This is a genomic window from Saccharolobus shibatae B12 (genome assembly GCF_019175345.1).
Classification (GTDB): domain Archaea; phylum Thermoproteota; class Thermoprotei_A; order Sulfolobales; family Sulfolobaceae; genus Saccharolobus; species Saccharolobus shibatae.
On sequence record NZ_CP077716.1, the window covers coordinates 15278 to 37840 of the forward strand.

A 22563-nucleotide genomic window follows, 5' to 3' on the forward strand; every position below is an offset into this window, starting at 1 on the left:
TTACTGTTTGACACAATACCGCTTTATCGCATTCTCTAACTCTAGTTCTAATCTCCCTCTAAAAATCTCCGTTAAAACGTGTGGGGGTAGGTTAAGATTTATAACATCGTCTTTTATCTCTTTCATAATACTGATTAGAGCGTTTATGGCGGTAGTAACGACCATGAATACTTGATCTAGATAGAATGAATCCGTGAAGATTGTTTTTATTATGCCTTCCTTTATAAGTTGAGCCGAATTCTCGCCTAGTCTAAACCTGTGTGCTATTTCATCCGCATAATTCGTATAATCACCCGCACCTATTCTTACTTTTTTCAACCTCTCATACTTTTCGCATATGTTAGGAGTGAATATGGTATTAGAATTGCAGCTCTGCTCGAGGAACTGTGTTGATGTAATATATTCTTTATCGAGAATTTTTAACATATTAACTAGGTCTTCAGTTTTTAACGATCCCAGGGCATCATGTCTGAAATTTATTGCAGCTTTTACTGCAGAACTTATTGAGAGTTTTATGCAGTCGTTATTTTCCTTGCAAGCTTCATAAAATAAGGTATCGATACTATCTACTTCATCTTTATACCGTAATTCTATACTGGAGACTTTAGAGGTTATTCCTATTATCGTGTCTAATAACGTTAAGTATCCTTCTAGGACTTTGTTGAAATCTGAATAAACATCGTTATTGATCTTTGTAGCAGAAAGAACTTCCTTAAGGAATCCCATTAGGCTAGTTAGCTCACCACTTTCTTTGATAAACTCTTCCGTCATGTTCAAGATTTGTGTTGCGTCTATTACCCTGGAAAACGTCTTCATTAAATATTCGTCCACTACATGCCTTTTTGATTTTAGATCATGAAGTAGTCTCATTATTTCGTAAATAGTATTATCATACCCTCTAAGGAAGACTACTTTGTACCTCATTTCATCGCAGATTCCCGCTTTATTAGAGATATAAAGCAATACTGCCTCTTTCACGACGTCTGATGTTTTTCCATATTTTTCAATCTCTTTTGCGATCCAATCATCTACCCTTGCACTTATAACTTTCGTATATTTCACCGCTTAAAATCTACGTTTATAAATAAATAAACGTTATGTATACAAAAAGGGTATTACCATTAAACTGGGGAGTTTACCGAGAAAAAATCAATTAGAATAAAATAACTGCTAGGATGAATAGAAACCAGCCGAATAACAGCAGATATAGAATGTATTTTCTATACGCTACAAAAACATACATTAACGCCGAAGGCAATGTTGCTGTTACTAGGAATGCAAAAACGGTTAAATAGGTTTGCGGTAATCCTCCGAAGAGCTCCTCCCCTACGTTGTACACTATATTAAATAGCTGCATTAATAATGAGACTAGATAGTTTGCGGCTCCTTCCAATCCCATCATAAGTTAATCACCCCCTGGATTTGATAGCTGAACTGGTCATTCTGCAACAAATCAAAAGTCACTTGAACACTATCTATCCCTTGCTTTAGTAAGTATTCAATATAGTTATACAGCGTAGACAGTGCTGGGCTATTTCCTTCCAGTACAATATAGAACTTTGTAGGATTATCATTCTTTATTATTATATCTTGATAAGCGGGGATTACGAAGTATTTTATCGTACCGTTAGGGAAGCTTATACTTCCTTCAATAGATATTATAGTGTAAGATCCGTTTTCTATATACGACGGGGGATAATTAAGTACGCCATTCAGAACTATTAGATAAGTCCCATTTACACATGTTATTGTAATATTTCCTGTCTTGTTAAGAACAAACTCGTAATAAAGAACGTATTTTACGCTAACATTACTCACTTTAACTGTTTCATTTCTCGTAGTTATTGTGGAAGTCGTGTTGTTCTTGTGTGCATTCGTGTTAGTTGTCGTATTACTCGTTACTTTCTTAGTGTCTGTATTCTTATGTTCGATTATTCCTACGACTGCTGCAATAACTATTATAGCAATAAATACAGATGCAATTAATACGTCCTTTTTCATCTTTCCCCATCATTTAAGCAATTTAAAAATAATATGTAAGTGATGAGTGTAGCAGAAAAGATAAAACACTTATTATTCCCTTCACAAAAAGATCTAAACTATATCTCTACAAAGAGAGATATGACAATGTTAGCCCTTACAGTTATTGTGATTCTATTTACGTTTTTTAATTACAGACTAGTGTTTTTGGATATGATAGCGATCTTAGGTTATTATTTCATGCCTAAATATGCGTATAATGACAGCGGGGTATGGAGGATAACTGGAAAGAAAAAGAAGCTTTATTTCTCATGGAAAGACGTTAAAGAGATAGACCTTAACGGTGATAATTTATACTTTTTATTAAAAAATGACAAGATAGTTAAGATTGATGGAGTTAGAGATGCATATCGAATATTTATTGTCATAAAAAATAAAATCTAATTCAGGGAATCCCAGTGTTTATTGATAACATCATTTGACCAATTAGCCATAAAAGGAAGAAAATCCCGCCGAAAATTAGTACTATTTTTAATATAGGCCATACTGCAGATCCGTTTCCTGACGATTTCATTATTTTCTTCTTTTGTTGTTTGTAAGACGGGAGTGGACTTACTCCTGCATTTTTCCTCCACCACTCCTCATTCATTTTCGCCATTTTTCTCTGATGATACATCTCTTTCGCTAACCACTTCCAACCTTTATTATAAAGTCCTTTCTCAACTGGATCCATTTCATGATAATCTGGATCAGTATGAAGCCAGTCCTTTTCATCCTTCTTCATAAGTATAATATTTGATTTTAAGAATAAAAAAGGATTTCTCTTAGGGATTTAGTTTACTGAAGAAGTAGTACATATTGGCATCAACATATGCACGATCTGCTGCTTCCCTCGGCTTCATTCCTAGCGCTGCATTATTCTGTAAATTCTGTAAAACTAGATATTGATAGAATAGCTCTGTGCCCATCATTTTTTGAGCGTCTTTTAAGCTTGTGTTAGGCGGTAAAGATTCTGCAGCCTCCTGGACCTTCCACGGATCTACCTTAACGCCTCTGAGGTTAAGAGAAGCCAATCCAGCTTGGACATTCCTTAAATATTCCGCAGCTTTGTATTTCTCAACTTCTTTGTTAGCGTCTAAATATTCGTTTATCGCAGCTCTTTGTTGTGGAGTATATTTCTGCAATTCCTTATCTAACTGTTTTTCATCGTTTATAGCTGCAAGCCTGATTAATTCGTCTTTACTTACTCCTAAACCTGCAGCTTCCTTTGCAGCCTTATCTAATCTCTGCTTTGCTTCATCATACTTTGTGTAAAAGTCAGAATCTTTCGCTAGCCCTACTATTTCTTTAGGCTTAGTGCTCCCTAAGTTTGGCGTTAGCTGAGGAGCTATAGCCTCTATTGTTTGTCTAGCTGCTTTGTTTTCCTTCCTTTCCGACATGTAATTCTGAAGTCTTTCTTTTGCCTCACTCGCAGCACTTACGGTTCTCTGCGTTGTCTCTGCAGATGCCGAACCTACAGCATGCGACGCGAAACTTGCTGCACCTCTTGCTGCACCCGCTGCTCTCGCTACGCCCAAGCCCATCATTACCCACGTAAAGATGAATATTGGTCCCATCAGCCACAGCCATCCTCCCGAATAAGCTATGATAAACCTCAGGATTAGGGCGTCTACTACACCGCTTATCACGAAAGCTAGACCGACTTCAACTATAATATCGACAAACCTTCTAGTCCATTCAAATACCCAAAGTGCAGCCAAGAATGGAATCAAAGCAGCTAAAGTTAACAGTAACACTTGTCTGATTAAGCCCGCCATAAATATCGCAATAGTCAGTTCCAGCATAAACGTAAATGCCTGGGATAACGCATCACCGAATACGTTTGACGCAGTTGCAAGACCGAATAGAGCTCCAGTAGTAGTTAATAGCCCTGCCACATCGCTAGCCAGCATCTGTATATAGGTTGAAGGCAATATTTGGGATGCTAAGTAATTGAGAACTTGGGCACTCTGGTCCCAAATTATAACTCCTGCAGACGTAAAGATCCAGTAAACTCCCACCTTGTATATCAGATCTCTTAACAGATCGTAGAAGTCTCCATAGTTACCGAGAAATGCGTTAATTCCAACTGTCGCCGTCAAGAATAGTGGAACATATGTAGTTGCAAACGGCATAAAGACATTATTAAAGAAGTTATATGCTAAAGTCCCTACATTAGACGCCGAGTTTCCTTCTAGTGTTGGTACATATATTAGACTACTTATAGAACTAGCAATTCCAGAGTTTAATCCAGGGACTACAGATCCTACTCCGCTTATGAAATAGCTACTTAACGCCTGGAGAGCACTAATAAAAAATGATCCTATACTTCCAGGTTCTGCGACAAATGCCGTTTCCCCGGTGCCGTAATAGATCGTATTTCCATCAACATATGAGGCAGTAACTACAATATCATATCTGCCAGTTTCTGGTATAAATTCGACAATATACCCTGTAAACGTTTTACCATGACCTGCGTTAAATGTTTGATAGAAAGGTGCATTTACTATTGGATCTACAGAACCGCTAGGACAATATATTGTAATATTAACATTTGCCTGACCGAAATATGGTGAAACGACAACTACTATATATGCTGGTTGTCCAGGATCAAACACATTATCAGGAGCATAATTCCAATGTGCTCCTATCCCAAACGCTCCTCCTGGATAGTATTGATAAACATTAACATATACAGTAAGGACACCGTTATTTAATGCTGTAATTGTCCCATTATTAGATGTGTATTGTGCTGTAAGAACTGCAACAATAGCTCCAGCTGCCATCAGGGTAAGTCCGTATGTAAAGTCTTTTCTGATCGCTATTAACGCCATCAGTTCTATAAGTGCAGCGAGATAACTGAGAAATGTAGCTAATTGGGGGTTACTTGATCCAGTAGCTGCCATTACCAATAAGGAATTAGATAATATTAAAGCTGGGAATAAGAAAACCGCTAAAAATATTTTGACTTTAACTTCCTTCATTTCGGAAGATATACTATTTATAAATTATTCGTACTCAACCGTAATGGGGATTGCTATTCCCATTGGAGTTCCTATATAAGCTTTGTATACCTCGCCCTTTGTGAATGTATAATTTCCATATAGCTGTGCAAATACCATAGCATATCCGTTACTCAATTTATAGAACGGTTTACCCTGGGGTGTTGTTAATACATCAAAGGTTATATTATCGAAACCTATACTAATCGGTGTTGCTCTGATATAAGTTCTTTCATAGTAAACTACTTCTGCGTTCACGATATCCCACCACGTGATGTTAGGCAGCACAGGTCCAGAACTATTTGTATACGGTATTAAGAACACATAATATGTGTTGTTATGTTTATAGAATATTATCACGGACTGGTTAGGCTGTACTGTGGTCTGTGTTATACTTGAAGTAGTTGTTGATGAATTTGCGGTACCAGTTGAAGTAGTTGTTATAATACTGGGTGAAGTAGTTTGAGTAGAACTAGGACTAGTACTCGTCGGTTTATGATTTAGTAATATAAGTCCCATTATTACCCCTATTATTACTACTAAAGCTACTATTATACCTATTAACCCTTTATTCATTTCCTCTCCACCTTTTTGGTATTTAAAAATCTCAGAGACTTATTACCTTGTCTATAGTGGGATTATAATAGTATTTGAAATTCACGATCTGCTTATCAAATGTAAATATAGTATAAGGTAACGGATAGCTATAATATATTCCCTTAACAGCCTCAATCACTTGCGGAAAAGGTTCCAGAATACTCGATACTGGAGTAAAATTGTAATTAGGATACGATGTAAATTGAAAACCGAGCGGTTCTTCATTGTAATATGTAGCATAAACTACTACGGGATCGTAAATGAGCCATGACTGATTGTTACTATCTAATAGTCCATAAAATGATGTGTTTATTATCTGCAAGCCCTTAACATAATACCATATTGAATTCCATACGCCTACTCCGGTTAAGTCGAGAATACCTTTTGTAATGTTCCATGGGGAGAATACACTGAACAATGTTAAGCTATCATTATACATCTTATAATATCCACTTGTACTATTTCCGTTATAGAAAGTTGCCATCGAGACATAATAATCGTAGGCTGTAAGGTTCCCATTTGCAAGATGATATAAAGTATAGGCAAAAGCGACCAGGTTCAAGAAGTTATACCATTCCTCTTTCACCGTGACATTTTCGTTCATTTTTTGATAGATCCATGAAGGTGGCTGGACTAAATTATTTTGGACATTAAAAGAAAGATAGTAGTTTATTGTATTCCCGTTTTGTTGGGTATATTCTTGAGGAATTACTTCAATACTCCCAGCATTCCATGTTCTCTTAATCGAATAGTTAACAATGTTAATATGGTCATAAGTTGTTATAATAGTACTGTTAGGTTGGGGTTCGGAACTCCAAGTAGTATATGAGAAATAAGTACTAATATCCCTTGTGTTGTATATATTATTACCCACTTCAGTTGTTGGATTTGTACCGTTAAATACTTCAATTGTAATCGGAATTGTAATGCTGTAATCATACCAATTGTAAGTTTTTTCTTGGTAATTGAAAGAGGGATCAGTTGGGTAGTGATTAATGTATGTGACGTTTCCGCTCGTAGTCGTCTTAGTATATTGATATGCGGTTATCGTATATTGTAAATAAACAGTTTCTGGGACGCCTGGAGGTACATTTATGTCTCCCGAAATCTGAAACGTGTTTTGATATATGGGAGCTCCAGGGTAAGGTAACTCATAGTTTGGAACTGCCTCGTAAGAAATCTGAAAATTATTCGACGCTATAACGTTATTATTTGCTAGAAGGTATACTGTACCCCAAACTTTCATTCCGTAATATCTATTGATTATTGTTTGATTCCCGTTTTGAGAAGTCGACGAATGTGCGAGATACATATTCGTACTGTATGTAACACTCATGGTTAAAGTTACAGGATACATGTCGATTATTGAGTAAACTGGGGAGTTTAATGTTACTAAATCCGATGGAGGATAAGACCAATCTGTAGGAAAGCTTGTTGGAAATGTAACGTTTGACGGAATGAAAATTATTACATTATTTATTATTGGAGTAGGCGAGTAATTGGTCACGTGACTATAGAGGACACTCGCTATTTGTAAGAACTTCTGATAGTCTTCTGGAGATATTTCTGAAGCGTTTAAGCTCAAAGCCTTAAGCAGTACTGCGAGTAAATTAGAATTTCCATTTATTTGAATTGTATAGTTTGATAGAAGACTAGCTGGTACTTCTAATAGTGTCGAGATGTTTGGAGCAGAATAAACTACAGTATAGTTCTGCTGTGGTATAGGATGCGATGTTATGTTAATCGGCTTAGGCTGTGTTACTGTAGGAGGTGGCTGTATGGTGACTTGCTGTCCTAAGCTAGAATAATATGGTAATAGATATACAAATAATAAAACTAAGATGGCTAGTCCTAAAGCCCACATACTTCCGCTACGATAGTCTTTAGCCATAACTCCTCTGTTATTTATTAATTAATAAATAATGGGATGAAGATCCTCATAAGTTTAATAATGTTAATTTCAGTTCTCCTTATAGGAATAATTAAGCAGTATACACAATACATAATAATCAGAAAAAGGGCAAAAGAGCATGATGGGATAATTTACGCCGAGTCTGAAACTCCTAATGCCGCAGCCCTAACTTTTGTTAATAAAATAATCATTTACGGTAAACTGGGGAGTTTATCGAAATTTGCATTGCTTCACGAGAGTTATCATCTGAAACAGAAGAAACTCGCACTACTACAGCTGATTATTATGGCTTTCTTCACCTCATTGCTCTCCTATTCACTGTTTTTCCTAATAACAATCTATTTGTCTTATATAATGATAAATTGGAAAATAGAGCAGGATGCAGACTTATACGCTTTTAAGAACGCTACTACCTACGAAGCTAGATATCCGAGACCTAAAAGTAGAATTATAAGATTTCTAGTTTGGATTCTGGATTCGCATCCTCCAGATTATATTAGAATAAGTGAAGAATATAGAAGAAAAAATATATATTATCTTTTTTTGAAGGATATATTTACTGCTTAGCCTTCCTCTTCTCTAACCATAGAACGATCTTAGGTGTGACTATGTTAGTTAACTCATAGAAACCAGCTGCTGCTAGACCACCGCCAATGATATCCGTTACTGTGGCTGCATTTAGTCCAGCTACATTTACATTGCTTAATATTGTATTGCCTACGATTGCGGCACCCGCTGCAGCACCGAATGTATACCAGGTCGTTTCATGCATTCCGTTCTTTCTCATCTTTTTTCCTATTTGCACTAACTTTCTTAACATCCTTCTTCACTTATTTTCATATTTATAAATTAACAGATACTGATGAGTGACAAAAACAAGCAGAAGAAATCGGTAAAAACTCCGATTGAAGAAATGAGAGAATTGAGATGGTATGAGGTTCAAGGTTATCCAGTACTGTTTTACAGCGAATCGGATAGGGAATCCGAATATGGAAAGTTCATGGCAGAAGTTTCATCTCATGAGAAAATGTATGTCTATGCAAGTTACAGGGAGGAATTAGTAGAATTTGAAAAAGAACTGTTCTCAAACTTATATCTACAAATACCTAGGTTCTACGTAGGAATTCCAAAAAACGATAGGTTACAGATAATGAGGGGAAAAGAAGTAGACTTCCCCTTACCTATTTACAAAATTGACAGAGAGAAGAAACACAAAGATTACGTTATTCTTGAGGACGGTAGGTTTGCTAGGGCTTTGGTACCAGACATTAGAGAGCCTCCAGGTATGGATATTGAAGAGGCCTGTTTGGCTAGACTTTATCCCTTAAATATAATGCCGTTACACCTTGAACTTCTGATGAGGATAGAACACGTCCCAGAATCTAAAGTGGATTACCATATTGCTGCATTCAAAAGAGAATCCGCAAGAAGAAGCTTAGCTACAACTACCAGTTGGAGACAAAAGCATATGGAACATCTGACACTTCTAGAACAAGACAGATTGAATAATGCATCAACCCATAAATTTACCTATATGTTAATTTTAGTAGACAACGATCTTAACGTTCTCAAAGAAGCTACAGATTCAGTTATTGCTAATTCTAAGACGTGGTGTGTCACTAAACTAGATGTTCCGAAATACGTTCAGAAAGAACTCATAGAAAATTGGAGGATCGATTGGGTGAGACTTACAATGATTACGACTAATGTAAGACTCGGTTATCTCTATCCATTTGTAGATTCATCTATTATAGAGCAAAATGGTATATTTTTCGCAATAACTGATAGAGGATCTCCAGTAGTAATTAACCCCTGGGATAGGAAATACAAGGAAAATGGGCATATAATAGTGAGCGGGTTCTCTGGAGCTGGGAAGACTACTAGCATAGCGGCGTTACAGTATAGATTATTAAAGAGATTGAAAGAAAGGGAGGAGGACTTTTTCCTATTTGTCCTAGATCCTATAGGGAACTACAACCGCTTCTATAACGAGTTTATAGCTAAAGAACTCAATCTAGATGTAGAGAACAAATTCTTAGAGGAAGGAAAACCTATGGGTCTTGATCCCGTTCTCTTACATTCAATTGACCCTGCAGCAATGCCCGTTGAAATGGCGTTAAATTACCTCTATCAAGCGTTTGAAGTGCCAGCAGAATTAAAAGGAGTTATTGATATTGCTGTAATCACAGGACTGACTAAAATAAACGGGATAGAAAAGAGGATATCAAACTTAAGGGAACTTTATGAATATCTAAGAGATAGTAGCAATCTGAAAGAGCAGGAAGCCTCATACTATGTTGCCAGGGCAGTTGATGGAGCTTTCAGGAACATTTTCCAAGGTGAACCGCCGAAGTTCGAAAAAAACGTAGTTGTAATAGGCTTCAAAATAAACGACGTGACTACGCTTCAGACTGCAATGGGTTTACTTCTTAACGCTATTCTAGTAAAGTTATACTCACTCCCTAAGAGCATAAAGAAAATTGTGGTAATCGATGAGGCTCATAGAATACTTGCAAGAAGGGAGCTAGCGGATATAATGTCGAGGTTCTTCAGAGAGACTAGGAATCTAAATACATCAGTTATCGCGATGTCACAATTAATTACGGACTTTACGAATAACGAGGAAGCTAAAGCTGTCTATGAAAATGCTGCTACACGTATAATACTTAAGCAGAAAGATGATAAGCTGGTAGAGAAAGAATTAGCAGAATTTGCTGGGCTAACAGAGAATGAGATAGATTTCGTCCAGCACGCCTCCCCTGGAATGGGGATATTAAATTTAGGAAACATAAAGACCCCGATCTATGTGAAGCTAACTACAAAAGAACTGGAAGCATTTGAAACGGAGGAAGTTAAAACAAAAAAAGTTATTGCTTAACTACTTTTATTAGATAGTCCGTTATCAACATTATAAGTCCTACAGTTAGAAGTATAATTATCTCTACGAAATACACCGCAATGTTAGTATCTGCTAACCATATCGCCAATATTATTGATAAAGCCCCTACGATAGATCGCCCGTAATTTCCCAAGAATCTTTCTATGGCAATAAGTTCCTTATTCTTTGCAGCAGTACTCTTTTTAGCAGTCCCCATATTCTTCTTTTTTTCAGTCTTCTGCTTCTCTGTTTTCTTAGTAAAATAATAGTCTATTATTCCAGCTAATGTTTTATCGAACCCCACTGAAGTTTCTGGTATTGCGAGGATTACCAGACCTATAAGCAATGCGGTAATATGCACTTGCAATGAAGTGTGGATAATAAACCCCAATATTATTATCATTATCGCAACCATCATTTTAGCTTCACTGATTTCGCCCAACCCTGGAATTGCAATGTTCTTTCCTCCCGTACTCGATAGAGTTTCAGTATATGCGAATTTCTTCCTCATAAGTTTCAGACTATTTTTATATATCAAATTCGTGAGAAACATGAGCTGGATAGAAAAATTTTCGGAAATTATGAAGCAAAATAATATCACGGTGAATGTGAAGTTACCCGTCGTCGAGACGTATACTAAAATTTCCGTCCCCCTTTTTGTCGTTGTGCCTCGTTTTGACGGGAAATACGATGTACAATGTATCGGGGATGGAAAGTTGGTAGTTTCGGAAAAAGAACTTACAGACGAAAATAAAGCGAAAAAACTTGTAGAAGAATGTCTAAAATTTGTAAAAAATAACATTTAGGAATAAATCAAGTTACCCAGTGAATTTTCTGAAAAATATATCCTTTTTTGTAATCTAATGTTCTTTCCTAAATAATGTTCTTTATATGAATATTTTACATAATGTTGAATGTAATAATATATATGTCCCTTCTTCTCTCGCATAATTATAAAACCTATCATGCCGCATTTAGGACATAACACATGTCCCTTATCGTCAATTACTTCCATCACTTTCTCATTATTTTTCTTAGGAGGTGATTTTGTGACACTAGGTCTTTCCCCTAAAAGTATTTTTATCCTTGATGAAACACTTTTTCCAGAAAACACTCCTTTTTCCTTCAACTCCATGTACTTTTTCTTTAACTCCTCTTCTTCTAGATTATTTAACACTAATTTGTCTATATCATTAACCGATTTTTTGATTTTCAATTGTAGAATTTTTCGAATTTGTCTGTATTCGAACATGCCTACTGCAAATTCTTCCCTAAGTTTCTTTGTCCTAACGGAAATTCCGTTAAGGTAGTGCGCTATGGCGAAAGCTGCTAATACCCCTGCTTTGCCGTATTTCTTAGCATTTTCCACAATCGAAAGAAATTCTTCTCTTATTTTCTCGTCTCCAATCCTTAAAAAGAGAAGTTTAATAATGTTGTCGAGTTCCTGATTCTTCCAATCCCTCAATTTCATATACTGTAGATATTTCTCCTCATCAGAACTATCAACCTTTTTAACATTAACGGGGATCAGATTGTCATATCTTTCGTAACTGAACCTGTATTCATCAGTTATTACTTCGCCCGTACAACTGTCTACGAGAAATCCTTCATAGTTTTTTATGATAGTGCATTCTTCCAGGTTCATTTAAAGAATATAGCACTTTTAAAACCTGAATGTATTATGTTAAAAAATTCGGTATTACCAGAAACACCCCTGTTTATCGTAAAATAATCTAGAATATTTAGGTATTAGTTCTATAATGGAAAAGAAGGTTTTCAGTATTTATCTTCATAATGTATTTTAAAAATGCACTAATGACATGAAGAAAGCGAATTTAGTATATGCATTATCTGGAGCTACATTCTTTATTATAATAGGAATAATAATGCATAAAGATATTGCCACAATTATTAGTTCTGCCGTTCTAATAACATTGTCACTATTGGACGGTCCTTTCAAAAAATTAGTGAACCGAAATTAAGATCAGCGATATCCATCCCGATGTTTAAAAAGCAGAATTATTTAAGGTGGAAAAGTGCTCCCGTTCGATATTGTTATAAAAATAATGCTTCTAATTACTACCGTAATTTTTCTGTTCTATAGTGCAGTTTATCTACTACTATATGAGCTAAATGTTCAACCTAAGCTCGCAAGAGTGTATAGAAATCTTAGCGTAATTCTTGCAGGAGGTGGTATGATATTTCTAGCAATTTATTTAATGATTTAGATAGCATTGATATTATAATTTTAGTAGTATTAGCGAATATTGACAATAATACTGTAGAAGAAATAGCAAAGAAAACTGGAATTAGAGAAGAAGCAGTATATCATCTTTTAGAATTTTTAACAATAGCTGGGATTGTGAAGAAACAAGAAAATAAATACTATATTGATGAAACAATAAGAACTATAGCTCAACTTATGCTAGATTTAGACGATTTAGAATTTTATAGCATTAAGGTTTTGAAAAATTCTAACTGAGGTGGTAAAATGAAGGAAATAATAATAAAAACAGAACTCCCTTATAATTATAGAAAGCTTAAGGGATTTTTCATTTCTCCTGGGATTCTTAGACTATTTTATGACGTAAAGAGTATAGAAGTTGCGGGGAATTTATCATATATTATTAATAATAAATATAATGCCATACTTTATTTCAGTAACGTTGATGTCGTATGGGAGATTTATAATAAAAATAGTAAGTTAAAAGACAAAATCTCAGTGTTTCTATACCCTTTAAATGATAATACAATGCTGAATCTAAATTTTCAAACAAATAGAATACTTCCCTTGAAAAGGACATTAGAAAGCGAAGTTAAAGCTGAAGTAGAATTGCTAAAAAGTTTGTTAGACGCTTTGAGGAGGTTCTAATGAAGTTGAGAACCCATTACATCTTTTCGACGGGACTATTGACACTTCTGGACTCCGTACTCTTTCATGAATATTTTTACTACACTTTACTCTTTAGCGGAATAGTTTCAGTAATAGGTAATTCCTTGATTGATAGGATCGGCCATAAGGAAATTACAACCAGATACGGATATATCCCGGTAAGGACACCGTTGACCCACACAATCCCCAGAAGTGTAATTTGGGGTATTGCCTCCGTAGTCCCGGTCCTTATCCCCCTATTGATTTATGGGTTTAGCTATCACGAATACTATTTCTCACTTAACAATAAAGTAGTGTTACTAACACTGTTAAACGGTCTGGTTGTTGGACCCTCCCATATGCTCTTAGACGTTTTTACCGAAAGAGGAATCTACGTTAAAAAACACGGAAAATGGAGAAGATTTGCATTAGCACATTTCAGATATGATAACCCAGCAATTAACGGTTTAGCAATGATAGCTGGAGTAATAATGTTTCTAATCTCAATGAAAATATAACTATTATTCCTAATGAGATATTAATCTGGCAAAAATAAAAACAGAAATATTTTTAAATAACTTTTTACAGAATTAGAAATCGGGGATGAGGGGATGATGAGCACGACACGAGTTGACCTATGATAGGACGCCGTTGCTCTGACCTGACCCCCCTCATCCCTAATTTAATCTTATCCTCCTAACTATTAAGCTTTCTTCTCATTGAATTTTGAAAAACTGTTAAGTTAGAAGTAAATGCGCAAGTGTTGGATCCCAAGCGGGAGTTTTGTGTGCAAAATTTTCAGTAAACTCCCCAGTTTACTGAATAAAAATCCAGTTATTTTAGAATGAGTTTGCTTTTACCGTCGATTAAATATAACGAGCCTTCCAGCTCTTTCTCTATATCGAGGTATCCTATTTTTACGTAGAATTTAATGTAAGCAATTATTTTGTTATCCACGGTCAATGAGATATTAATAGAGGAAAGCTTGAGCTCCTTTTTAGGGTACGGTAATTGTGATAATATGTTATTGACAAGCCAACCCTCAACTTGTTTGTAAATCGAAACATAATCCAAAACGATCTGCTCGGTCACTGGATCAGCCTCTGTATTACCATCCTTACCCTATCCTTAACTTGAGAAATTTCTACTACGACCTCATCGTCAGCTAACTCCTCTATTGCAAATTTAAGTACTTCGTCTAGTTGAAAGTAGACCCTCAGTAACTTTACTAAGTACTCAATATTCTTTTGAGTCTGCAGAACTTCAGTCATATCATCTCCCCCACGAAGCTATATCTTCCTCTATTGCCATCATTTCCTCTCTAGCCTTCTCTATTTCATTCCTAACCTTAATATCATTTAGTAACTGCTTTAGAGTTTCAATATGCCAGCAGTGTCTTCTAAATGTGTAGCCTTCGCAATCGCAACTGCTTTTGACAACTTTCAAGCTTAACGGATCTAAAACAATTCTGGTATAGTGAACTACATCTTTCCTTGACTTACTTTGAATATCTGCGGAAATGATTATTCCTTCTCCTAGAGTGTAAAAAACTGAGGTTCTCTTTATCATGGATTTGGGGATTTGTGTGGAAATCATGTTTGTTCTGTGTAATGTTATACATTACACATTATTTAAATTTTACTGTGTAATGCGAAACGGGACACAATAATCCTAACTGTATCTTTTTAAGCCAAGTAGTGTAACTATTACCTATGGAAAAGAAACAAATCAAGATAATAGAGCCGGAAACTGACGAGATTACTATAACTAATAATAGTGAGGAATTACACAAACTGTTTAATGAGTTAAAGAAAGAGAGCGCTATTATTCATCGTAAACAGACTCCCTCCTAGCAATCCTCCATATATGAATTTGCTTTTTCTCGTTATCGAAAGAGACAAGAATTCTTATATCCCTTCCTACTCTTATCCTAAATATATCTCTGTTTTCATTATCATTCCAACCCTCCAGTTTCTTTATATCAAGCTCATTTAATTCCATTTTACTTAGCTTGTCTAAAGCCTCTTCTATCCTCTCTAATTCATCACTCTGGAACTCCCTGGGTAGTCTCTTAATTTTGATATGGAATACTAATTTCCACTCTTCAGCCATTTGACTGCACTTTCTTAACTAATTCCTCTATTTCTATAACTCTTTTAGCCACTTCCCTTCCGACCTCCGTTAGACTGATTAACCTCCTATAAGGAAACACGTTTTCTTTTTCCTCCTTTATTAGGTTAAGTTTGGCAAGTTCTTCCAACGCTCTCTTGATACTACCACTGTTAGTATCTGTTTTTTCAACTAACTCTCTAACAGTTAGACCCCTATTTTCCCTTCCGAGGACTATCAAAACCCTTTGGGCAACCTCACTTAAAGCAAACGGCTTTTTATCTGTCATGCTAACCGCTACATGATACTTTCAGTCTACTCTTCATTTAACATTATGTAATTTGTAATGCGAAACGGAACAGAGAAAAGATTTAAATAATGTGTAATGTATAACATTACACGATAGATATGTCAAAAGAATTAAAAGGAATCCCCATGTATAAAATCCTTGCATATTTAAGAAAGAAGAGAGAAGCAAAAACGATAATTGAAATAAGCGAAGGGGCAAATATTCCATACAATACAGTTAGGGATAATATCTACAAGCTAATGGCGTTAGGGGCAGTAACGTATGCTGATGGGAAATACATAATAACAGAGAAAGGCGAACAAATTCTCAACGAGTTCATAAAACAAATTGAAAGTTTGAAGGAGCTGGTGAATCCATAATGAGTTCTACATTATCCTATACTGAAGAAATAGTTCCTATTGAAAGATTAAAAGAAGATGATGAGTTCAGGTCATTAGTACCTCCTAACAATATGAAGGAACAATTAGCCTCCAGTATTGCAAAGAACGGCCAAACATTGCCGATAGACGTTGATGAAGACTATGTTATTCTCGATGGCTATACCAGAGTATCAATAATGAAGAATCTGAACTTTAAGGAAGTTAAGGTAAGAAAATGGAATTTTAAGAGTTCTGAGGACAGAGTTACTGCATATAAATTAATAGCTATGCTAAATTTACAAAGAAGACATCTAGAGAAGAATGAAGTGCTAAGGTTAATAAGGGAAGTTGCAGAAAAGATAGAAAGATTAAGTAAACAGAATAAGATACAAAAATCTGATCAAAATCCTACCACCAGTGGTAGGAATTCGGAAATGAAAAGTGAGAAAAATTCTTTGACAAGTCAAAGTATTTCAGAAGCAAATAATGAAACAAATAGGATAAGTTACGAATCTCTAAAAAAGGCTAAGGAAGAGATAGGTGCAAAGGAGGTGTCAGAAAGAGAATTAGATCGTTATTCAAGAATATCAGAATTCCCATGGTTAAGGCAGTTAGTCGATGAAGGAAAAATTCCCCTAAAGCCTGCATATGAATTATATACCAAAGCTAAGGATAAGCTTCAAAAGATTGTTAATCTTCCTCCAACGGAAAGGAGTCAGCTACTTACTACTAAGGAAGGCCGTAGAATCATCTTAGAAAGAGACGATCTACTACAGCTAATTTTAGACCATAAAATGGCTGTTTCACAAGCGATAAACAAGCTGAAGACTGAAGAGAAGTTAGCTAAGTCTAAGAGAAAGTCCAGGGCAAAAGAAGATACTGAAGAAGAAGAGGAAGATGAGACTGAAGAAGGACAGAGAGAGTTAGACGAAAATGAAGAATATCCGCTCTTAGAAGAATGGAAGAAGGCTAATGAGGAGCTAAAACAAGAAGAGGCTAAACAGTTAACTCCCCAGTTTACCACTAATGAAGATAATGAGTTAGAAGACTACTTAAGGCAATTATTAACTGAGGGTTTCGTAGAGTTAGACAAAACTAAACTATATCTGGTTACTCTTGACGGTAAAACGTATCTTATCAGTGCTAAGGCAATAAATGAGCTGAAGAGCGGTAAAGGAGTAGGTAAATACAAGAAATTAGAGGAATTCATACAGTCTAAGGGTTTGGGCTTTTACGACCCCGAAGAAGGAGCATACTCCATATCATATCAACTATTGGCGTGATGGAATTGCAGTTAAGACAGTGGCAGGAAGAGAAGTTAGGCGAAGCACTCAACGTTATTAAAAACGGTAAAACTTTGATACTTTCCGCAAACCCCGGAGCTGGAAAGACAATATTTGCATTACTCCTAGCGAGGATGTTAAACAAGAAGGCAGTGTTCTTTGTAAGGACTCACAGTGAGTTTGAGAGCGTTTATAAGAACGCTAAAATGTTGGGTATGAGTGTTGGTTTCCTCTTCGGTAAATCCTCCTCATGTGTGTATGCTGAAGGTAATGAGGATCCAGAAGACATTAACTGTGACCTATGTTCTTTAAAAGAGAAAATTAAAGTGATAGACGATAAAGAGCCTACTAAAGTCCTTGCTGAGATTAAACACGCTGAGGACTATTGCCCTTATTACTCTTTGAAATCAACACTGAAATCCAGGGAAGTTATAGTACTCACTTACCCTTACCTATTTTCCAGATACATAAGAAACTCACTCTTCATGAAGAAAGATGGATTAACTCCCTCGGATTATTTGGCAGTAATCGATGAAGCCCACAATATTTTAGAGGCAGACAAATGGTTTATGAAGAGAATTACTAAGAAAACAGTAGAGAGAGCAATGGAGGAAGTTGACGTAGTAGGGAGTTTAGGAAAAACTAATGTAATCGACATAAAGGATTACTTAAACTCTCTACTAAATTTCATGGAACAATTAGTAAGTGACGGGAAGTGTCATTCCCTACCCATAATTCCCAGACCGAACCCGGAGCTGTTAAGGAAGATAAATATGGCGACTGCTACTTACGTAAATTTGAATAAAGGACCTGTAAGCAAATCATCTTTAAGGGCTTTGAGTAAGTTCCTTAACGAGAGCGGTGAAGTATTCAATTGCAACGGGTCTCTTGTAGTTATTCCTAACAATTATTATGATGAAATGACTGAGGCGTTAAACCTATTCAAATATAAAGTGTTGATGAGCGGTACAATGCCACAGCTCTCTTTACCTAACTCGCACAGGATAGACGTTAATGTAAGTTTGGGAAAAGCGGAATATTATTACTGCAGTAGCGTTTCTTCATCGATGCGGAACAGAACTTCTAATGCGAGCATTTATGCGGAAATTCTTACTAAGATATATGATTCGAGCAGTTCTAATGTTTTAGTCTTCTTTCCCAGCTATAGTATGCTTTCTTTAGTTAAAGAGAAGATTAAGGGAATACCGGTAATAGAGGAGGGTAGGAAGATAACGCATTCTGAAATGCTTGAGCTATTGAAAGGTAGGAAGTATTTAGTATTTCTCGTAACAAGGGCTAAAGAAAGTGAGGGCATTGAATTCAGGGATGAGAAGAATAAGAATCTGTTTGATTCTTTGGTGTTAGCTGGTTTACCTTATCCTAACGTTTCAGATGACATGGTAAAGCATAGAACGGAAAGGTTGGCTAAGATTTGGGGGGTTAGTGAGGAGGAAGTGGCTAAGCAGATTACATTAATTACTATAAAGCAGACTATCGGCAGGGCTTTTCGTGACCCTAACGATTACGTTAAGATTTACCTTTGTGACAGTCGTTATAAGGAGTACTTTTCTGACTTGGGTATTTCTGAAAAAGAGATTAAGCTTTTTGCTTAGAATTATATTTTATGAAGGTTATTAAGCCCGAGACGGACGAGGTTTTAATAATTAACAATAGTGAGGAGTTAAAGAGGAGGCTGAAGATGAGGATCGTTAAAGTCAACGGTAAAATATGTGCAGTTATGGAAAGCCCTGAGGACATTGATCACTTTGTCAGATTATTAAATGCCGATGAGGAAGAGTTTGAGAAGGTATTAGAAGAAGAGATGAGAAAGCGGGAAAGAGATTAAGCTTTTTGGATAAGCGATTTTACTATTTATTTAGTTATTATTCCTAATGAGATAATATACGAAAAGAGAAAGATTTTTAAATATGTTTTTCTTTTTATCTTATTGTGGTTTGTGAGAAGTGGGAATTGAGGTTTTCAATGAGGAAAGCAAAGAACTATCATGAGTTTATGGAGTATGCAGTAGATAATTTCGTTGATAAAACAGTAATGTTAATACTTGAAAAATTAGATTTACTAAGAAAAGACCCACTAAAATATTCCAGAGAGAAGCTTGGAAGAGATAAATACGGAAATCCCATGTTCTCAATAGAAGTTACGGGTGATATAAGGATACTTTACAGCGTGGATCCAAAAAACTGTATAGTTTTCATTTGGGAGGTTGGGTCTCATAAGAAGGTTTACGGGCATGACCCTTAGCCTTCTCTCTTGCAAGTCTCAGTAAGTCTTCCTTAAACCTCTCGAAGTCCGCATCATTCTCAATAACTAAGAACCTTTCTCCATCCTTATCCTCAACAATTCTCATAATTATATGTTTGTTACTAGCATTAAAAAGGATATGCTGGTTTCTTCTCATTGAATTTTGAAAAATTGGATTGATAGTAGGATAAGCGCTAGTCGTCGTTTTTTAGCGTGAGAAAAATTGAAATAACTCCCCAGTTTACTGAGAAAAATTTTATATTCCTTCTCTTTATGCTAGAAAAATTTTAAAAATAAAGTTTACTTTATAAAAATTCCCTCTTCTTTTATTTTATAGAATTTTTCAATATTAGCTGATAATGTACAATAGATACAAGTAAGAAGTGAGATAATACAACACATATACATTATGCACTGATAAATATATATTACTATATGTCTTTGAATTGAATCAAACATTCCTAGATCTAAGCAAACTCTTACAACGAAAGAATGCGTTAATATTACAGCTATAGTTATGACAACACTCAAAATAATGAATGATATAAGAAGATTTTTCTTGTTCATATTTAATTAATTTATTTAAAAAGCTCTCTACATCAAACTCCCCAGTTTACTGAAAAATTCTATTTAACTTTCTTTTCTAACTCCTCAACTCTTTTCTTTAACTGTTGAAGTTCTTTAACCACTTCTTCTAGACTCATTTTATTTCCTTCCTTTTCCTTCATGTAGCACTCAAAAGCGTCTTTTAACACTTCATAAACGCTTACTTTCCTCTTCTCAGCTTCATCAACTATCTTCTTCCATAACTCGTCATCAGGGAAGTAAACCGATTTATAGCCTGGTCTAGGCATTTTACCTCAATATACTTTATTGTACTTTAATATAAAAACTTTATTGTACCATAATGTACCACAAAATTTAAATATCTGAAAGTACAATCTGGTACATAGCGGGGTCAAATGGTGATGAGCGACGGTGGACTGACGCATGATGAGCATGTTACGAACTGACCCCGCCTTATACTTCTTTGTACTTTATAACTAATAACTTTAATCCTGCCCGGATCTCAAAAATTTTGGTCAAAAGAGCAAGCTCTTACATTCATGGCGATAAACCTTACAATTTGTTAATCCTGATATTCCCAGTTAGTAAACCCATTTTCTGACCCCTTCTAAGGAGGTAACACTTTGTTAATCCTAGTTAAGGTTTATTAAGGGAAAATTTTCAATACAATTTTATGGAAAGTAAGATTGAGAAACACAAGAAACGTTTTACGATTACCCAGCTTATTTTAATGATAATGGCTAAAGCTCCAGGGAGTTGCTGCAGCTTAGAGTATCTTAATGAAAAGACTGGAGTAGATAAAAATGAGCTGTTAGTTTACTTATCCAGGTTGGCACAGAGGGGTATAATAGAGAGGAAGTGGCATAAAAGCAAAGCTGGAAAAGAGAGGATGTATTGCCTGAAGTATAAGGAGGAGATACTATGAGAATTCCAGAATATATAAGAAGCTTTTTATTAGCTTTAGGTGGTGCATTAACAGGTTCTATCCTTAAAATATTTAACCTTTATACTTATGTATTACCTATATTTTTAGTATCGATTTTATTTATGGCATTAGGTGTTAAGTTAGATAAATATATTCTTGATAAATACTATTCTTATTTTAGATGGAGAAGAAATAGAATAAAAATAGGAATTATAAGCATTCAAGGTCTTGAACCTAAAAATGCGATAAGCTGGAATAGTCCTAATTCAATATTTAAAGGGGAAATAAACGAGCTAAAAAATATTTTGAGTAAAGAGTTATCGAACGCACTACGTTCACGAAATAACGCTAATGAAAACGATACTGCATTAGATTTTAATATTATTGATATTACTAAAGAAAATCTATCTAAATTCGAAATAATAATTAATCCTTATGGAGGATCCTATCCAGAAGAGGATCCCATAAACCTCAGCTCATTAAATAAAATTTTAGAATACATAGAGAATGGTGGCATCTTTGTTAATATTTCCGATGTACCCTTCTTTTGGCAAGTCAACCCAAAAACCAAAACATGGGCAATAAACTATAACGGAATTCAATTTCAACGTCCGTTAATACAACCTTTCGCTTATGAATATTTTATCATAAAAAAGCTCAACTTTTTAGTAGCTCATCCATTAAACCCTATAAGATCTTTTAATGTTAATAATATACAAATACCTCCAGACATTGCAAGACCTATTCTCTTTGACGATTCACTAATTCAAACTGGTATTGTTAAAGACTGTATTAGTGATGTTACAGTCAGATCTACAGATAAATTACCAGACTACTTAGGTAGATATATGAAGTATAGCTTCATGATAAGGTTAAGGTTAGGAAAGGGTGAATTTTTGATATCTACCCCACCGTTAGATAGGGATCCTATAAAGAAATATTTCTTTGAAAAAATTGTAATATGCTTAGGAGAAATGATAAAAGAAAGACACAAGAATTTTAAGAAATAATAGAGTTAAACTTGATGAGATATGTTACGTTTTAGACTTTATTTGCGTTCTACTTCTCTTTCATAACATGATTCTATTTGCTTCAACATGCAACATAAGGCGTTCTTTTGTTCGTTCTATTAAAACGTATTCTAGCTCGGAAGAAATATGTTTACCGTATAGAGAAGAGTTCATAAGGACTTACGAATTTGCGGTTAGACAGATAGGGGTAGGCTTTACTGTGTAAGTCCTAAATTATTAAAGAAATTAAACTCGTAAACGCGGAAAACTCCTTTTCCTTAAACCGTAAGTAGAAATCAAGTTTTTCACTTCTTCTTTTTCTCATTAACATGGACAGGTAAATCGGAAACTTTGACGTATTTTCAAAACGTTTCTGAGAAAACAAAATAGCCCTTTCGAGCCCGTGACCCGGGTTCAAATCCCGGCCGCGGCACTAATTTTTAATTAAATTGAAAGAG

The 22563-nt window shown here is 35.3% G+C and carries 31 protein-coding genes; 15 read left to right on the plus strand and 16 right to left on the minus strand.

What is annotated here, in order from left to right; genetic code table 11:
* The 3 genes from J5U23_RS00125 to J5U23_RS00135 all read right to left on the minus strand — a co-directional run bounded on the left by J5U23_RS00125 (position 1) and on the right by J5U23_RS00135 (position 2001).
* The gene (locus J5U23_RS00125) at positions 1 to 1062 is read right to left on the minus strand and encodes a hypothetical protein (RefSeq protein WP_218265766.1); all 1062 of its coding nucleotides are present in this window, start codon (positions 1060 to 1062) and stop codon (positions 1 to 3) included.
* A 91-nt stretch (positions 1063 to 1153) separates the two neighbouring features.
* On the minus strand, positions 1154 to 1402 hold the full coding sequence (locus J5U23_RS00130) for a hypothetical protein (RefSeq protein WP_218265767.1): 249 nt from the start codon (positions 1400 to 1402) through the stop codon (positions 1154 to 1156).
* Positions 1399 to 2001, minus strand: a complete 603-nt coding sequence (locus J5U23_RS00135) for a hypothetical protein (RefSeq protein ID WP_218265768.1) — start codon at positions 1999 to 2001, stop codon at positions 1399 to 1401. The genes J5U23_RS00130 and J5U23_RS00135 overlap by 4 nt, the downstream gene beginning before the upstream one ends.
* A gap of 42 nt (positions 2002 to 2043) precedes the next feature.
* Here J5U23_RS00135 and J5U23_RS00140 point away from each other — a divergent pair, with 42 nt between their 5' ends.
* Entirely contained in the window at positions 2044 to 2424 is a 381-nt protein-coding gene (locus J5U23_RS00140) for a hypothetical protein (protein WP_218265769.1), read from the plus strand.
* Between the two features lies 1 nt (position 2425).
* Here J5U23_RS00140 and J5U23_RS00145 read toward each other — a convergent pair whose 3' ends face one another.
* The 4 genes from J5U23_RS00145 to J5U23_RS00160 are packed head-to-tail and all read right to left on the minus strand — an operon-like array spanning position 2426 to position 7509.
* Positions 2426 to 2764, minus strand: a complete 339-nt coding sequence (locus J5U23_RS00145; RefSeq protein WP_218265770.1) for a hypothetical protein — start codon at positions 2762 to 2764, stop codon at positions 2426 to 2428.
* Positions 2765 to 2804: 40 nt separating this feature from the next.
* Entirely contained in the window at positions 2805 to 5003 is a 2199-nt protein-coding gene (locus J5U23_RS00150) for a hypothetical protein (protein WP_218265771.1), read from the minus strand.
* Between the two features lie 24 nt (positions 5004 to 5027).
* Positions 5028 to 5597 (minus strand): hypothetical protein, encoded by a 570-nt coding sequence (locus J5U23_RS00155; RefSeq protein WP_218265730.1) that lies wholly within the window; start codon positions 5595 to 5597, stop codon positions 5028 to 5030.
* Between the two features lie 31 nt (positions 5598 to 5628).
* Positions 5629 to 7509, minus strand: coding sequence for a hypothetical protein (locus J5U23_RS00160; protein ID WP_218265731.1), 1881 nt, complete (start codon positions 7507 to 7509; stop codon positions 5629 to 5631).
* A gap of 60 nt (positions 7510 to 7569) precedes the next feature.
* Here J5U23_RS00160 and J5U23_RS00165 point away from each other — a divergent pair, with 60 nt between their 5' ends.
* Entirely contained in the window at positions 7570 to 8097 is a 528-nt protein-coding gene (locus J5U23_RS00165; protein WP_218265732.1) for a hypothetical protein, read from the plus strand.
* On the opposite strand, the gene J5U23_RS00170 is transcribed toward J5U23_RS00165, so the two are convergent.
* Positions 8087 to 8350 carry a hypothetical protein gene (locus J5U23_RS00170; RefSeq protein ID WP_218265733.1) on the minus strand — a complete coding sequence of 88 codons (264 nt, stop codon included), beginning with the start codon at positions 8348 to 8350 and terminating at the stop codon, positions 8087 to 8089. The two genes, J5U23_RS00165 and J5U23_RS00170, sit on opposite strands and share 11 nt — an antisense overlap.
* A 42-nt stretch (positions 8351 to 8392) precedes the next feature.
* Here J5U23_RS00170 and J5U23_RS00175 point away from each other — a divergent pair, with 42 nt between their 5' ends.
* Complete coding sequence (locus J5U23_RS00175; RefSeq protein ID WP_218265734.1) at positions 8393 to 10408, plus strand: VirB4 family type IV secretion system protein; 2016 nt, start codon at positions 8393 to 8395, stop codon at positions 10406 to 10408.
* On the opposite strand, the gene J5U23_RS00180 is transcribed toward J5U23_RS00175, so the two are convergent.
* Complete coding sequence (locus J5U23_RS00180; RefSeq protein WP_218265735.1) at positions 10398 to 10919, minus strand: hypothetical protein; 522 nt, start codon at positions 10917 to 10919, stop codon at positions 10398 to 10400. The two genes, J5U23_RS00175 and J5U23_RS00180, sit on opposite strands and share 11 nt — an antisense overlap.
* A gap of 40 nt (positions 10920 to 10959) precedes the next feature.
* On the opposite strand from J5U23_RS00180, the gene J5U23_RS00185 reads away from it, so the two are divergent.
* Positions 10960 to 11214: a hypothetical protein gene (locus J5U23_RS00185; protein WP_218265736.1), complete on the plus strand. Its 255-nt coding sequence runs from the start codon at positions 10960 to 10962 to the stop codon at positions 11212 to 11214.
* Here J5U23_RS00185 and J5U23_RS00190 read toward each other — a convergent pair.
* On the minus strand, positions 11211 to 12053 hold the full coding sequence (locus J5U23_RS00190; protein ID WP_218265737.1) for a hypothetical protein: 843 nt from the start codon (positions 12051 to 12053) through the stop codon (positions 11211 to 11213). The two genes, J5U23_RS00185 and J5U23_RS00190, sit on opposite strands and share 4 nt — an antisense overlap.
* 391 nt (positions 12054 to 12444) lie before the next feature.
* Between J5U23_RS00190 and J5U23_RS00195 the strand changes: the two genes are divergently transcribed.
* From J5U23_RS00195 to J5U23_RS00210, 4 genes are read left to right on the plus strand one after another with little or no spacing between them, the layout of a single operon-like run.
* Positions 12445 to 12636, plus strand: a complete 192-nt coding sequence (locus J5U23_RS00195) for a hypothetical protein (RefSeq protein WP_218265738.1) — start codon at positions 12445 to 12447, stop codon at positions 12634 to 12636.
* Positions 12637 to 12674: 38 nt separating this feature from the next.
* Positions 12675 to 12890 carry a helix-turn-helix domain-containing protein gene (locus J5U23_RS00200; protein WP_244988744.1) on the plus strand — a complete coding sequence of 72 codons (216 nt, stop codon included), beginning with the start codon at positions 12675 to 12677 and terminating at the stop codon, positions 12888 to 12890.
* A gap of 9 nt (positions 12891 to 12899) precedes the next feature.
* Entirely contained in the window at positions 12900 to 13280 is a 381-nt protein-coding gene (locus J5U23_RS00205; protein WP_218260334.1) for a hypothetical protein, read from the plus strand.
* Positions 13280 to 13798: a DUF1286 domain-containing protein gene (locus J5U23_RS00210; protein WP_218265739.1), complete on the plus strand. Its 519-nt coding sequence runs from the start codon at positions 13280 to 13282 to the stop codon at positions 13796 to 13798. The genes J5U23_RS00205 and J5U23_RS00210 overlap by 1 nt, the downstream gene beginning before the upstream one ends.
* Before the next feature lie 316 nt (positions 13799 to 14114).
* Here the strand turns inward: J5U23_RS00210 and J5U23_RS00215 are convergent, their stop codons facing one another.
* From J5U23_RS00215 to J5U23_RS00235, 5 genes are all read right to left on the minus strand, one after another.
* Complete coding sequence (locus tag J5U23_RS00215; protein ID WP_218265740.1) at positions 14115 to 14372, minus strand: hypothetical protein; 258 nt, start codon at positions 14370 to 14372, stop codon at positions 14115 to 14117.
* Positions 14369 to 14551, minus strand: coding sequence for a hypothetical protein (locus tag J5U23_RS00220; protein WP_218260338.1), 183 nt, complete (start codon positions 14549 to 14551; stop codon positions 14369 to 14371). Before J5U23_RS00220 ends, J5U23_RS00215 begins: the two co-directional genes overlap by 4 nt.
* 1 nt (position 14552) lies before the next feature.
* Positions 14553 to 14876: a hypothetical protein gene (locus J5U23_RS00225; protein WP_218265741.1), complete on the minus strand. Its 324-nt coding sequence runs from the start codon at positions 14874 to 14876 to the stop codon at positions 14553 to 14555.
* A 228-nt stretch (positions 14877 to 15104) separates the two neighbouring features.
* Positions 15105 to 15392 (minus strand): type II toxin-antitoxin system RelE family toxin, encoded by a 288-nt coding sequence (locus J5U23_RS00230; protein WP_010978199.1) that lies wholly within the window; start codon positions 15390 to 15392, stop codon positions 15105 to 15107.
* Positions 15385 to 15678, minus strand: coding sequence for a helix-turn-helix domain-containing protein (locus tag J5U23_RS00235; RefSeq protein WP_010978198.1), 294 nt, complete (start codon positions 15676 to 15678; stop codon positions 15385 to 15387). The genes J5U23_RS00230 and J5U23_RS00235 overlap by 8 nt, the downstream gene beginning before the upstream one ends.
* A 119-nt stretch (positions 15679 to 15797) precedes the next feature.
* Between J5U23_RS00235 and J5U23_RS00240 the strand changes: the two genes are divergently transcribed.
* The 5 genes from J5U23_RS00240 (at position 15798) to J5U23_RS00260 (ending at position 19603) form a co-directional block, all read left to right on the plus strand.
* A complete protein-coding gene (locus tag J5U23_RS00240) occupies positions 15798 to 16058 on the plus strand; it encodes a winged helix-turn-helix domain-containing protein (RefSeq protein WP_010978196.1) in 261 nt (86 codons plus the stop codon).
* Positions 16058 to 17341, plus strand: a complete 1284-nt coding sequence (locus tag J5U23_RS00245) for a ParB N-terminal domain-containing protein (RefSeq protein WP_218265742.1) — start codon at positions 16058 to 16060, stop codon at positions 17339 to 17341. Before J5U23_RS00240 ends, J5U23_RS00245 begins: the two co-directional genes overlap by 1 nt.
* A complete protein-coding gene (locus J5U23_RS00250; protein WP_218265743.1) occupies positions 17341 to 18954 on the plus strand; it encodes a helicase C-terminal domain-containing protein in 1614 nt (537 codons plus the stop codon). Before J5U23_RS00245 ends, J5U23_RS00250 begins: the two co-directional genes overlap by 1 nt.
* Before the next feature lie 11 nt (positions 18955 to 18965).
* Complete coding sequence (locus tag J5U23_RS00255; RefSeq protein WP_218265775.1) at positions 18966 to 19187, plus strand: hypothetical protein; 222 nt, start codon at positions 18966 to 18968, stop codon at positions 19185 to 19187.
* A gap of 104 nt (positions 19188 to 19291) precedes the next feature.
* Positions 19292 to 19603: a type II toxin-antitoxin system RelE family toxin gene (locus tag J5U23_RS00260; RefSeq protein WP_244988741.1), complete on the plus strand. Its 312-nt coding sequence runs from the start codon at positions 19292 to 19294 to the stop codon at positions 19601 to 19603.
* 626 nt (positions 19604 to 20229) lie between these two features.
* Here the strand turns inward: J5U23_RS00260 and J5U23_RS00265 are convergent.
* Positions 20230 to 20457 (minus strand): hypothetical protein, encoded by a 228-nt coding sequence (locus J5U23_RS00265; RefSeq protein WP_011921277.1) that lies wholly within the window; start codon positions 20455 to 20457, stop codon positions 20230 to 20232.
* Positions 20458 to 20843: 386 nt separating this feature from the next.
* Between J5U23_RS00265 and J5U23_RS00270 the strand changes: the two genes are divergently transcribed.
* Positions 20844 to 21095 (plus strand): plasmid regulator, encoded by a 252-nt coding sequence (locus tag J5U23_RS00270; protein ID WP_218265744.1) that lies wholly within the window; start codon positions 20844 to 20846, stop codon positions 21093 to 21095.
* Positions 21092 to 22105 carry a hypothetical protein gene (locus tag J5U23_RS00275; protein ID WP_218265745.1) on the plus strand — a complete coding sequence of 338 codons (1014 nt, stop codon included), beginning with the start codon at positions 21092 to 21094 and terminating at the stop codon, positions 22103 to 22105. The genes J5U23_RS00270 and J5U23_RS00275 overlap by 4 nt, the downstream gene beginning before the upstream one ends.
* Positions 22106 to 22563: the final 458 nt, after the last annotated feature.